This is a genomic window from Prevotella sp. TF12-30 (assembly GCF_003436715.1).
Lineage (GTDB): Bacteria > Bacteroidota > Bacteroidia > Bacteroidales > Bacteroidaceae > Prevotella > Prevotella copri_A.
The window spans coordinates 1-12,802 of sequence record NZ_QSQJ01000017.1; the positions used below are offsets into that span (position 1 = coordinate 1).

The 12,802-nt window shown below is 48.6% G+C and carries 14 protein-coding genes; 4 read left to right on the forward strand and 10 right to left on the reverse strand.

Annotated features, from left to right (window positions below):
• Positions 1–210 precede the first annotated feature (210 nt).
• Both DXD25_RS08070 and DXD25_RS08075 read left to right on the forward strand, forming a co-directional pair.
• Positions 211–474, forward strand: coding sequence for a Bro-N domain-containing protein (locus DXD25_RS08070; protein WP_222847542.1), 264 nt, complete (start codon positions 211–213; stop codon positions 472–474).
• A 119-nt stretch (positions 475–593) separates the two neighbouring features.
• Positions 594–1,172: a GNAT family N-acetyltransferase gene (locus DXD25_RS08075; protein WP_089545224.1), complete on the forward strand. Its 579-nt coding sequence runs from the start codon at positions 594–596 to the stop codon at positions 1,170–1,172.
• A gap of 20 nt (positions 1,173–1,192) precedes the next feature.
• Here the strand turns inward: DXD25_RS08075 and DXD25_RS08080 are convergent, their stop codons facing one another.
• The 5 genes from DXD25_RS08080 to DXD25_RS08100 form a co-directional block, all read right to left on the reverse strand.
• A complete protein-coding gene (locus tag DXD25_RS08080; protein ID WP_117662792.1) occupies positions 1,193–2,569 on the reverse strand; it encodes a sodium:alanine symporter family protein in 1,377 nt (458 codons plus the stop codon).
• Positions 2,570–2,607: 38 nt separating this feature from the next.
• A complete protein-coding gene (locus DXD25_RS08085; protein ID WP_117662795.1) occupies positions 2,608–3,189 on the reverse strand; it encodes a DUF4230 domain-containing protein in 582 nt (193 codons plus the stop codon).
• Between the two features lie 41 nt (positions 3,190–3,230).
• Entirely contained in the window at positions 3,231–3,914 is a 684-nt protein-coding gene (locus DXD25_RS08090) for a DUF4230 domain-containing protein (RefSeq protein ID WP_117662864.1), read from the reverse strand.
• Positions 3,915–4,033: 119 nt separating this feature from the next.
• A complete protein-coding gene (ribH, locus tag DXD25_RS08095) occupies positions 4,034–4,510 on the reverse strand; it encodes a 6,7-dimethyl-8-ribityllumazine synthase (RefSeq protein WP_089545220.1) in 477 nt (158 codons plus the stop codon).
• 11 nt (positions 4,511–4,521) lie between these two features.
• Entirely contained in the window at positions 4,522–5,217 is a 696-nt protein-coding gene (locus DXD25_RS08100; protein ID WP_117662797.1) for a tol-pal system YbgF family protein, read from the reverse strand.
• A 169-nt stretch (positions 5,218–5,386) separates the two neighbouring features.
• Between DXD25_RS08100 and DXD25_RS08105 the strand changes: the two genes are divergently transcribed.
• Together DXD25_RS08105 and DXD25_RS08110 are read left to right on the forward strand one after the other, a co-directional pair.
• Positions 5,387–6,487: a DNA replication/repair protein RecF gene (locus DXD25_RS08105; RefSeq protein WP_117662799.1), complete on the forward strand. Its 1,101-nt coding sequence runs from the start codon at positions 5,387–5,389 to the stop codon at positions 6,485–6,487.
• Between the two features lie 41 nt (positions 6,488–6,528).
• A complete protein-coding gene (locus tag DXD25_RS08110; RefSeq protein ID WP_089545217.1) occupies positions 6,529–6,819 on the forward strand; it encodes a DUF721 domain-containing protein in 291 nt (96 codons plus the stop codon).
• A 34-nt stretch (positions 6,820–6,853) separates the two neighbouring features.
• Here DXD25_RS08110 and DXD25_RS08115 read toward each other — a convergent pair whose 3' ends face one another.
• The 5 genes from DXD25_RS08115 to DXD25_RS08135 all read right to left on the reverse strand — a co-directional run bounded on the left by DXD25_RS08115 (position 6,854) and on the right by DXD25_RS08135 (position 12,766).
• Complete coding sequence (locus tag DXD25_RS08115; protein WP_367379916.1) at positions 6,854–7,459, reverse strand: DUF4738 domain-containing protein; 606 nt, start codon at positions 7,457–7,459, stop codon at positions 6,854–6,856.
• Positions 7,460–7,863: 404 nt separating this feature from the next.
• A complete protein-coding gene (locus DXD25_RS08120) occupies positions 7,864–8,403 on the reverse strand; it encodes a 5-formyltetrahydrofolate cyclo-ligase (RefSeq protein WP_117662801.1) in 540 nt (179 codons plus the stop codon).
• A 2-nt stretch (positions 8,404–8,405) separates the two neighbouring features.
• Positions 8,406–10,088: a S41 family peptidase gene (locus DXD25_RS08125; RefSeq protein ID WP_233522235.1), complete on the reverse strand. Its 1,683-nt coding sequence runs from the start codon at positions 10,086–10,088 to the stop codon at positions 8,406–8,408.
• A 54-nt stretch (positions 10,089–10,142) separates the two neighbouring features.
• On the reverse strand, positions 10,143–10,592 hold the full coding sequence (locus tag DXD25_RS08130) for a dCMP deaminase family protein (RefSeq protein WP_117662805.1): 450 nt from the start codon (positions 10,590–10,592) through the stop codon (positions 10,143–10,145).
• A gap of 65 nt (positions 10,593–10,657) precedes the next feature.
• The gene (locus DXD25_RS08135) at positions 10,658–12,766 is read right to left on the reverse strand and encodes a M3 family metallopeptidase (RefSeq protein ID WP_117662807.1); all 2,109 of its coding nucleotides are present in this window, start codon (positions 12,764–12,766) and stop codon (positions 10,658–10,660) included.
• Positions 12,767–12,802: the final 36 nt, after the last annotated feature.

The following is a 12,802-nucleotide window of genomic DNA, read 5'->3' on the forward strand; positions in this document are numbered from 1 at the left end:
CTATCACAATAACAGTTATCACAGTTTCTCGAAACACTTTTCTTTTTCTCATTCCAGAACTAACTATATATATTATATATTTATATATATATATATAGTTAAATTACATTTAACATTTTCCTTCCCTTCAGATACCCCCTCCGTAAAAACTGTGATAACTGTTATTGTGATAGCTGTGATGGAAATTCCCCAATACGTGATTTCATGAAAATGACAGCTCTGTGTAATTTTTTTAATAAGAAGAAAGCCAACAAGAAGGAAGCTGCGCAGGTTGCTGTTTTTGAGAATCTGGCATTCGGAACGGTAAGAACCGCTGCTAATGAGAAGGGCGAGCCTTGGTTCTGTGCGAAGAATTTGTGCGATGTGCTCGAATATAGAAAAATGAATTTGCTTGTAAATCAGCATGTTAACCCTCTTGATGCACTGAAACGGTGCATCAAGGATATGGTCTGTATGAACTGTTGGGCAGGGTGAAAAATATATAAAAATTCTTTTGTCTCGATTGTTTTTGCTATCTTTGCAAGCGGATTCTGACTTGAAGAGGGGAATCGGATGACTAATTAAATAATGTAATGATATAACTCTAAACAAAAATGAAGATAAAAATTGAACCGGCTACGCCTGACAGGGCGTCGCACATTGCATCGCTCATCATGGAGGCGATGAACCCAGGATGCTGCCAGAACCTGGCTGGTGCTCATCATACACTGGCGGAATTCCACCAGGTGATGGAAAGACTCGTAAGAATGGAGGATAGCCAGTATAGTTACCGCAATACGCTCCTGGCTACCAATAGCGAGGGCATTACTGCTGGTATCATCGTGTCTTACGACGGTGCACAGCTCAAGGCGCTGCGCAAGCGATTCATCGAGGAGGCTAAGGAAACCTTCGGCATCGACTATACAGGAATGGATCCGGAAACGCAGGAGGGCGAACTCTATATCGACAGCCTCGCCGTGCCTGCTGCCTTCCGTGGCAAGGGTATCGCCAAGATGCTGCTCAAGGCGGTGATAGAAAAAGGCAGGGAAATGGGCCTTCCTGCCGTGGGACTGCTCGTGGATAAGGGCAATCCGAAGGCAGAAAGACTCTATGCCAATATGGGATTCGAATACGTGAATGATGCCGTGTGGGGTGGCCACAGCATGAAGCATCTCCAGTATCCGCTACGCTAGTTCTCAGATTTCGATATCCGCTACTCCAGTTCCTCAATCTCATCTTCGTTCATCTCCCTGTCAAGCTGGTCGCGCCAGAGATACTTGCGGGTTTCGTGAACGATGATGCCGCTGAGACAGAGCAGGGAGATGAGGTTTGGTATCGCCATCAGGGCATTCATGCAGTCGGCGATATTCCATACCAGTCCGAGGCTGATGACACTGCCCAGGAAGATACTTACAATATACAACATGCGATAGATGAGCATCCAGCGCTTTCCCTTGAGATACTCTACGCAGCGTTCGCCATAATAGCTCCATCCCAGGGTGGTGCTGAAGGCGAAGGTGGCGAGGCCGATGGTGAGCAATGGGGCTCCTATGTATGGTATCTTGCTGAAGGCTGCCTTGGTAAGCGCTGCGCCATTGTGGTAGTCGATATCAGGATAGGCGATGATGCTGGAGGTGATGACCAAGCCCGTGAGGGCACAGATGATGACGGTATCCCAAAAGGTTCCGGTAGAGGATACCAGCGCCTGGCGTACCGGATTGCGGGTCTGGGCGGCGGCAGCTACGATAGGTGCCGAACCGAGTCCCGACTCGTTGGAGAAGAGTCCGCGGGCGATACCGTAGCGGGCTGCTATCATGAGGGTGCTGCCTGCAAAACCGCCTCCGGCTGCACGGGTAGTGAAGGCGGATTCGAAGATAATCTTCAGGGCTGGCAGGAGATAGGCGTGATTGACGATCAGGATGTAGATGCAGCCCACTACATAGAAAATCGCCATGAAAGGCACAAGCATTCCACATACTTTTGAGATGCTCTGCACACCACCGATGATGACTGCGGCACCGAGGAGGGTGACGATAGCGCCGGTGATGTATGGACTGATGCCATACTGGTTTTCTACCAGTGTGGAGATGGCATTCGCCTGTACGGTGCTGCCGATGCCGAAGGAGGCGAGGGCGGCAAAGAGGGCGAAGAGGATACCGAGCCACTTCCATCCCAATCCCTTTTCGAGGGCATACATCGGACCGCCAAGCATCTCTCCACGCTTGGTCTTGACGCGGTATTTCACGGCAAGAAGACCTTCGGCATACTTGGTGGAGATGCCGAAGACACCGGTGAGCCAGCACCAGAATACGGCACCTGGTCCACCCAGGGCGATGGCAGTGGCCACACCTATGATATTACCGGTACCGATGGTAGCGGCAAGGGCTGTGGCGAGGGCTCCGAACTGGGAGACATCGCCAGTAGCATTCTTGTCCTTCTTGAAGGACAGCGATATCGCCTGGAAAATCTTACGCTGCGGAAAGCGAAGGCGAACCGTCAGGAAAATGTGGGTTCCCAGCAGCAGGATGATCATCGGCCACCCCCAAAGGAACGAACTGAAGGATGTGAAAAATTCGTTGATTGCTTCCATGTTAATCTCTCTTTAAATTACAATTATAAAATCTATATCTATTTTTCTTCAAACTCTACCCGGGCATTGGGGAATCCCATAGCCTTGAACATATCGCGGAACTGCTGCCTGGCATTGCGCTGGGCGATACGGATATTGGCTGGGGTGAGGCAGCGTTTCTTCATCTGGGCATAGGCACGGTCGTAGAGTGCCTGGCGGTCGGCTCCCGTCCACTTTCCTTCATCGAAGAAGCTGCGGGTTCGGGCTTCGTCGATGAAGTTGTTATCCAGCAGTCGGATAGGAGGGAGGGTGCAGACGATGGAATCCTTCTCGGCATTTGCCTGGATCCATCCTTCCTTTACATCTTTCATATTGATGCCCAGGCGCAGGGTGCCGTAATAGATGCGCACCAGCTGGTCGTCGCCGAAGAAGCCGCGACGAACGGTATCTACCAGTTCCTCGTTGCTGATGGCGAGAAACTCCCATTCGCCTATCGCCTCGATGCTCTCTACCTGGGTAGGCGACAGGGTGGTCTGTTCTTCTGTGGTTACGCTCACCGTATTATCCTTGTTGAGCCAATAGAGCGTGCCCGCTAGTATGAGGGCAAGGATGGTGAGCAGGATGATGCCATATTTCTTCATATCTCATTCCTCCTTAGTTTGAGGGTTTATCTTTCTTCTCACTAGTTTTTATCTTTCTTCTCCACTCCCGAGTTCTGCAGGAATCTCCTGATATCATCGAGGGTGAACTTCTTGCGGAAGCTGATCTGGATGTTCTCTTCCCGGAAACCCATCTGCTTGAGCATCGGGATGAGGGTATTGGCTGCACTGATGCGAGCCTGCTCCATCAGGTCGAGGTTGGGAATATCGCGGATGATGCTCTCTCTGCCCTGCTGTTCCAGCTGGGTGAGTTCGGCATCGGAGTAGTTGCTGCGGGTGAGTGAAACATACTGTTTCAGTTTCTTGTGATCGATTCGGGTACTGGTGAGCACCATCTTCGGGTCGGGCAGGATGATTTCTATCTTATCGCCTTTACGGGACACATTCCTGTCTGAGAATCCCTGGAAATCTACATACGCCTTGATGGTAGCATCCATGGGGATGGCTACCTTTCGGTTGGAGCCTGGCACGGGGATGTTGAATTCTTGCTTTAGGAAGGAACCCTTAAGCTTGAACTGGTCATCGTGGGTGATGATCTTATGAACGTGCGCCTCGGCGGTATAAAGGCGCGTGCATTTCTGTATCTGCATCACCATCGTGGGGATGGTATCGATGGCGCTCTTCTTCTCTTCTGCCGGCTTCTTGGGAGAGCAGGAGAGGAGGCTGAGGATAACCGCCGGGATGAGGATAAAAAATACTTTCTTCATACGAATAAGGGTATAATTATACAATCTATATATAGAATATATGATTAAATATATAATAAGGATATAATAAAAGCTCTTGAAGTCAGGTTTAGCCCAACGTCAAGAGCTTTCTTATGTGATTAGAATTTTGCCATTTTGATAGCGTCGATAGCGCACTCGTCACCCTTGTTGCCCAACTTGCCGCCGCAGCGATCCTTCGCCTGTTGGAGGTCGTTGGTGGTGAGAAGTCCGTAGATGACAGGGATTTCCTGTGTGGCATTGAGGCGCGCAATACCGTAGGTGACACCCTCGCAGATATAATCGAAGTGCGGAGTCTCGCCACGAATCACACTACCCAGGATGATGACAGCATCGTAGCCGCCATTGAGCACCATCTGATGTGCGCCGTAGATAAGCTCGAAGCTTCCCGGTACGGTCTTCACATGGATGTTCTCAGGGATGGCCCCATGCTTCTCCAGCGTCTTGACAGCTCCATCGAGCAAGGCGCCTGTAATCTCTGGGTTCCATTCTGCTACCACGATACCGAAGCACATGTTGCTGGCATCTGGAATCTTGGAAAAGTCGTATTCCGACAAATTATGAAGTGCTGTTGCCATAATGTTCTGATTTAGTTGGAAGCACGCTCGATGTACTTATCGATCTCAGAGCTCTGAACGAGCATAGAGTTTACATACTTCTTCTTGATGTCCTGATAGATGCTCAAAGCCTCTGCCTTCTTGTTCTGGCTCTCCAGGATTTCGCCAGCCTTGATGAGGAAGGCAGGAGAGAGAGAGTTGTTGGCATCATCCTCTGCCTTGCTGTCTGCCATGGAAGCAGCCTTCTTGAAAGCGGCTACGGCATCATCGAGCTTGTTGAGGTGAGCGTATGCATCGCCGAGGGCTGCCTGAGCGGCTGGGCTGATCATCTCGTCGCCCTTAGATGAGAATGCATCGAGGCTCTTCTCTGCCTCTGCCCACTTGCCGAGATTGGCATAGCAGAGACCTGCATAGAGGTTGGCGAGGTTGCCTGCATCGGTGCTGCCGTATTCGCTGGCAATCTTTGCGAATCCTACGTAGCCAGCGCCATCGCCGTTGAGTGCCTGCTCATACATCTCGTTCTGGAAATAGGTCTGACCCTTGCCGAGCAATGTGCTTGCCTTGTCCTCACGAGGACCTGCAATCTGAGACATGTAAGCGAATACACCTGCGATGATAACGATCAATGCTACCACTGCGATCATAATTGCCTTCTTGTACTTCATGAAGAAGGCCTCTTTCATGTTAAGGCTCTCGATTTCCTGAGCCTGTACGTTGTTGTTTGCCATTTCTTATTTTTTGTTTTTTATTATTCTATGTTTTTATTCTTCTTTGTTTTTTATTCTTTTAGGTTGCAAATTTACTGATTTTTATTCAGATATTGAAATTTCTAGCCTACTTTTTTCGTTTTTTGGGCTTTTTCTGCTAACTTTGCAGTCAATTAGCAGAAAAGTATCTATGATTTTAAAGAATATTTCCATTATTAATTACAAAAACATCAAGGGCGCCAACCTGGAGCTTTCGCCCAAGATCAACTGTCTTATCGGTCATAATGGTATGGGTAAGACCAACTTTCTCGATGCCATCTACTATCTCTCGTTTTGCAGAAGTGCCAACAATCCCATCGATTCGCAGATCATCACGCACGACGAGGCTTTCTTCATGCTGGAAGGCAACTACGAGAGCGATAATGGGGATATGGAGAACATCTACTGCGGCATGAAAAGGGGGACCAAGAAGCACTTCAAACGCAACAAGAAGGAGTATAAAAGGCTCTCGCAGCACATCGGACTCATCCCGCTCATCTATGTTTCACCTTCGGATGTTTCGCTCATAGAAGGCGGAAGCGAGGAGAGAAGAAAGCTGATGGATGTGGTGATTTCGCAATACGACAATACGTATATCGAGGCGCTGAACAACTACAACAAGGCGCTGCAGCAGAGAAATGCGCTGCTGAAGATGGAGGAGGAACCGGATGCCACGCTGATGGAACTCTGGGAACAGCAGATGGCGATGAACGGAGAAATGCTCTATGCCAAGAGACAGGCGTTTGTGAGCGAACTGGTGCCGCTGTTTCAGGAGATTTACCAGCATATTTCGGGCAACCAGGAGAAGGTGGGGCTGCATTATATCTCCCACTGCCAGAGGGGACCGTTGCTGGAGGTGATTCAGCGTGACCGGTTCAAAGATAGAGCCGTAGGATATTCATTGCACGGCATGCACAGGGATGACCTGGAATTTACCATCGGAGATTATCAGATGAAGCGCGAGGGAAGTCAGGGACAGAACAAGAGTTATGTGATAGCCCTGAAGCTGGCGCAGTTCAGTTTCCTGCAGCGTACATGTTCGAATACCACTCCTTTGCTGCTGCTGGATGATATCTTTGATAAGCTTGATGCTCAGAGAGTTGAAGCCATCGTTCAACTGGTATCGAGTGACAGCTTCGGTCAGATTTTCATCACGGATACGAATAGGGATCATCTGGATCAGATTCTCCATCGACTGAATGGCGATTTTCGGATTTTTGAGGTGAATAATGGAGAAATTGCGTATGTTTAGAATAGCGTATATTTAATAACGTATGTTTAGGAGGATAGCTTATGTTTAGACAGAAAGTTAAATCGATAGCAGAACTATTGCCTGAGTTTCTGAGAAACCAGGGATTGGAGACGCCTTTGCAGCAGAGACGTCTGATAGATAGTTGGGAGACTGTGGTAGGAGCACCTATCGCAGCCTATTGCGGTGAGAAATTCATCAAGAACCAGACGCTGTTTGTGAAAGTGATGAATCCGGCACTGAGAGCAGATCTTACCATGAATCGCTCCATCCTGGTTCGCAGATTGAACGAGCAGGTGGGAAGTATGGTGATTGCTGATATCAGATTCTATTAAGCGCAAACTTCTTGCGCTTAATAGAATTTCTTGTTTATACCCCTTCTTCATCATCTTCTGATTCTTCTTTAGAAGTGGAAGAGGTGGATTCGGTATCGGATTCGGTATCGAGAACCTGATCGTTGCTGATGCTGACGGCACCCATTCTTGATATTTTCAGTACCAATGGAAGATATTCATCGCTAGTGATATCCGGGGAACCGACACTGGCTGCAAAACAGAGATTGTTTCCTTCTGCCTTATCGAAAACGATGCCCAGAAGGGCTCCCGTCGATTTCGTCTTCTTATCGAGATTGTTTTCAAAGGCTGCCTTTGTAAAGGTGTGGTTGAAGAACTCGGTACCATCGCTTCTCAGAATGCGGATGGTGATCTTATTATCGTAATACTTGTTGGTCTTGTCCAGTTGGATGATGGGTAATTCGTGGTCGGCTTCTCGCTTCACTACTACCTTGTAATGGTTGCCCAGCCATTCTACATCTCTTGACTGTTCATATCCGCTCATCTCCTGGGTGGGTTTGTTGGTTACCTGTGCCACAGGTTTGGGGGCAATGATTATCTTGCTCTTTTTCTTTTCTGCGCAAGAAGCCATGAGGCCTATTGCCAGAATGGATAATAATATGTAGTTACTTCGTTTCATCATTGTTGTTTATGTTTTGATGGCAATGCCTTTTTGATTTGCATTGTTTTTTTGTTCGAAATACAAAAGTAGTAAAAAAAAACGAGAAATCATATTGTTTGCCGTTAAAAAACGAAAAAAGCATCGACTTTCACAAGCCGGTGCTTCAGATTTACCTAAATACTAACTAATAAATTTCCTATTGAATCTTACACGATATAATAAAAGTTCAGTTTATGAATTCTAATCGTTTAATTTGACCCCGAAAATCCTAAAAGGTTTAATCGGGGAGAATAAAAAATCGTCTTTTTTTCTTTTATTAACGCATTTTCCCGCATTATATTGTATTTTTCTGCGAAAAAATACTTTTTTTATGAGATGCTCTCTTTCTTACGAGACGATTTCTTTTATATGAGATGCTCTCTTTCTTACGAGACGATTTCGTTCATGGCGATATCTGTTTCCTCCGTCGGAATCTGAGACAGGAGCTGGAAGGGGAAGGCGATGCCTATTCTGTAGGCTCCAGGAATCTTCGGGAGGAAGCGGTCGTAATAGGCCTTGCCCCTGCCCAGACGATTACCCTGGATATCGAATGCCATACCCGGGATGATGGCTACATCTATCTCACTGTAGCGGTGGGGAGGAAAAAGGGCGCCTGCAGGCTCCATGATATGATAGGCACCTTCTCTTAAATCCGCTCTTCCGCAGTATTCACGGAGCACCATATTCCGGTCGTCAATTACTTCGGGCAATAATACCTTCTTACCGCAAGCCACCAGATGGTCGATGAAACGATGGGTATTCACCTCGTCGGGGAGGGAATAGTACATCATCACCGTATGGGCAGACTGCAGATGCCCATTCTCTTCGAGATGAGATAAAACGGAAAGCGACAGTTCCTCAAGAGTACTTGAGGAATACTGTCGCTTTCTATCTCTTATTATTTTTCTTAATTCTTTCTTATCCATGCTTACTTCTTCTTTACCACTTTGCCTGCAGCTTTTGTTGCCTTGGCAGCCTTTGCTGGTGCTGTAGGCTTCTTAGGGAAGGCGGCGTGATTGTTGAAGACCTCAAGAGTTTTCCTGATTACAGGATCATCCTGGTTGATGTATTCTGTCCACGCCTGCTCATCCAGCATATTGTAGATGATACGGCTGTCGAGAACACGGTCCAGCAGTTTGTGAGACTTGCGGATGAGGAGGTTACGGCGCTTCAGTCCGCGCTTGTCGGCATAAACGGCAAACTGCTCTACCAGGTTCTGCTTATCAAGATAATCGGCGAGTTCCATCATCTCCTTGAAATTGTTCAACTTAGGACGGTTGTCGTCCGTATAGGTAAACGCAAACTGGAGAATCAGTCCGCTCATACTCGCTTCCTTGAAGTAAGATGTCATACCCAGGGTATCTTCAGGAACGAAGATATCTGGAGTGATGCCACCACCACCATAAACCACTCTGCCAATGCCGGTATGGTAAGCCGGACCGGTATGCTTGATGCTATCCTGCGAGAAGAACTCGCCATGCTCATAACGGGTGAGGAGATCCTGCTCGTAATCACCGCTGTCGCCCAGAGTATATGGCTTCTGGATACATCTGCCTGATGGAGTATAGTAACGGGCGATGGTAAGACGGATGAGACTGTGGTCTGGGAACTCAATCTGCTGCTGTACCAATCCCTTACCGAACGAACGGCGGCCGATAATGGTGGCACGGTCGTTGTCCTGCATGGCTCCTGCAAAGATCTCAGCCGAAGAAGCAGAACCCTCATTGATGAGCACAACCATCGGAATCTTCTTGTAGGAACCCTTGCCATCACTCATGTAATCCTGGCGAGGCGACTTGCGGCCCTGGGTATAGAGTATGAGTTTCTTCTCTGGCAGGAACTCGTTTGCCATATTCACAGCGGCTGTGAGATAACCACCCGAGTTATCGCGCAGGTCGATACAGAGATTCTTGAATCCCTGCTGTGAGAGTTTTGCCAGCGCGATGAGCATCTCAGGATAGGTGTTCTCGCCGAAGTTCTTGATGCGGATATATCCGGTGTTGTCATCGAGCATATAGGCAGCGGTGACACTCTTGGTAGGTATCTCGCCACGGGTGACGCTGAAGGTCTGCACCTTCTTGCTGCCATAGCGGATGACGCCAATCTTCACCTTGGTATCCTTAGGACCCTTGAGGCGGTGCATCGCTTCCTGATTGGTGACAATCTTGCCTACGAAAGGCTTGCCATCTACGGCTACAATCTTATCACCTGCCAACAATCCAGCCTTTTCGGCTGGTCCGTTCTGAATCACATTCTGCACATGGATGGTGTCCTGGCGGATGACAAACTCGATGCCTACGCCCGAGAACGAACCCTTGAGGTCGTCGGTAGCGGCTGCTGCATCCTTCGCACTGATATAGACAGAGTGAGGATCCAGTTCGGCAAGAATCTGAGGAATCGCCTTATCTACCAGCGAATCGATGTTCACGGCATCTACATACTGGTCATCGATGAGGTGGAGCAGGTTGTTCAGACGGTTGCTTCCACTGTTGATGACATTGAGTCGGTTGCCGGCGAAATGATTCGAAAAGAATGTGCCGATGATGATGCCCAGCACAACGCAGATCGCCATGATGAAGGGCATATACCGATTGGTCTTATTCTTATTCATATTCATAACTAACTAATTTAATATACTAACGTTTCTTTCTCTCTTTTTCTCTCTTTAATCCTGTGAGGCTTCTTCTTCATCCGGATTCATGTATTCTACCACAACTCCTGCACGCTTCAGAAGATCCACACCGTCGGTGAGGCGGTATTTCTCGGCATAGACCACACGCTTGATGCCCGACTGGATAATGAGCTTGGAGCATTCGATGCAGGGAGAGGCAGTGACATAGAGTGTACTGCCCTCGCTGTTGTTGCTGCTGCGTGCCAGCTTGGTGATGGCGTTGGCCTCGGCATGCAGAACGTATGGCTTGGTTACATTGTTCTCCTCGCAGATATTCTCGAATCCGCTGGGAGTTCCATTGTATCCATCGCTGATGATCATCTTGTCCTTCACCACCAGCGCACCTACCTGGCGGCGCTTGCAGTAGCTGTTCTCAGCCCAGATGCGAGCCATGCGCAGATAGCGCAGGTCGAGCTTCTTCTGTTTAGAAAGTTGATTTTCCATCCTTCAACATTTTCTATTTAGATTCAACATTTTCTATATAGATTCTACTTTAGATACTACATATCTTATTTAGATACTACATTCTTCTTGATCTCGTTGCGTTCGAGCAGGGCATCGATGGTAGGTTCCTGTCCGCGGAATCGCTTGTATAGCGTCATCGGATGCTCGGTGCCTCCCTTAGAAAGGATATTGTCGCGGAAGCTCTGGGCGGTAGCCTGGTCGAAGATGCCGTTCTTCTTGAATACGCTGAAGGCATCGGCATCGAGCACCTCTGCCCACTTGTAGCTGTAGTAACCTGCTGCATATCCACCTGCCATGATATGAGAGAACTGTACGGTCATGCAGGTATCAGGCAACTGAGGGAAGATCATCGCTTTTTTCCATGCCTCCTTCTCAAATGGGATGATATCTTCGGTGAAGGCATCCTTCTTGGTATAGTATGCCATATCCAGCAATCCGAAACTTACCTGGCGCAGGCAGGCATAAGCTGCCATGAAGTTGCGGCTCTTCACGATGCGCTCGATGAGATTGTCCGGCAATGGTTCGCCTGTCTCGTAATGGAAGGCAAAGGTGCGCAGGAAATCCTTCTCCACCGCATAGTTTTCCATAAACTGGGATGGCAACTCTACGAAGTCCCACCATACATTGGTGCCCGAAAGACTCTCGAAACGGGTGTTGGCAAATATGCCGTGGAGGCTGTGACCAAACTCGTGGAGGAAGGTCTCTACCTCGCCCAGGGTCAGGAGGGCTGGCTTCTCGGCGGTAGGCTTGGTGAAGTTCATTACCACGCTGACATGAGGGCGCACATTGGTGCCCTTGTAATCTATCCACTGTCCCTGGAACTCTGTCATCCAGGCACCTCCCTGCTTGCCCTTGCGAGGGAAGAAGTCGGCATAGAAGACTGCCAGATAGCTGCCATCCTTATCGAATACCTCGTATGCCTTGACATCAGGATGATAGACCGGGATGTCCTTGTTCTCCTGGAAGGTGATGCCGTAGAGCTTGTTGGCAAGACCGAATACGCCATCAATCACCTTATCGAGCTGGAAATAAGGACGAAGCATCTCTGCATCGAGATTGTACTTCTCCATCTGGAGCTTATGAGAATAGAATCCGAAATCCCATGGCTGCATCTCGAAATCATCGCCCTCCAGTTTCTTGGCGAGTGCCTCTACCTCTGCCGTCTCGTGGATGGCGGTAGGCTTGTAGGCATTGATGAGATCGTTCAGAAGCTTATACACATTCTCTGTGGTGCTTGCCATACGATGACGGAGTACGTAATCGGCATAGGTCTCGAAGCCCAGAAGCTGTGCCAGCTCTCTGCGCAGGTTGACGAGTCGCTGACAGATCTGCAGGTTGTTCTGCTCGTTGTCGTGGGTGCAGACGGTATTTCTCGCCATGTACATCTGCTTACGGAGTTCGCGCTGGGTGGAGTAGGTCATGAAAGGAGAGTAGCTAGGGAAGTCGAGGGTGAAGATCCATCCCTCTTCATTCTTCTCCTTTGCATTATGGGCAGCGGCTGCGATGGCGGTCTCTGGGAGTCCGTCGAGCTGAGCCTTATCGGTGATATGCAGGGTGTAAGCCTTGTTTTCCTTCAGCAGATTCTGCGAGAACTGGAGGGTGAGCATGCTTGCCTCCTCGGTGAGCTTGCGCAGCTTCTCCTTGCCTTCCTCATCGAGTAGGGCACCGCTGCGCACGAATCCGTCGTAACTGGTATCGAGGAGCATCTGTTCCTCGGCATTGAGCTCACGGTTTGGATGGTCGTGAACAAACTTGATGCGTTCGAAGAGCTTCTTGTTCAGGGTGATATCGTTGGCATGCTTGGTGAGGATCGGACTCAGTTTCTGTGCCAGTTCTTCCATCTCATCGCAGGTTTCTGCACTCATCATGCAAGAGAATACATTGGAAACACGACTCAGAAGATCGTAATAATGTTCGCCCTTCTCGGTATCTACGCGGGCAATGGTATTCTCGAAGGTAGGCTCTGCCGGGTCATTGATAATCTTATCAGTGGCCTCGTCATCGCGTCGGATACCTTCCATGAAAGCCTCTTCGTAATCACCGAGCTGGATGCGGTGGAAAGGGACTGTATAATGTGGGGTGCCATAGGGCAGGAAGAAAGGATTCTCTCTCTTCTGGGTTTCGTTATTCTTTGTGGAATTATTATCTTGCATAATTTTAATTGTTATCTATTGATTAATTTCTCGAGT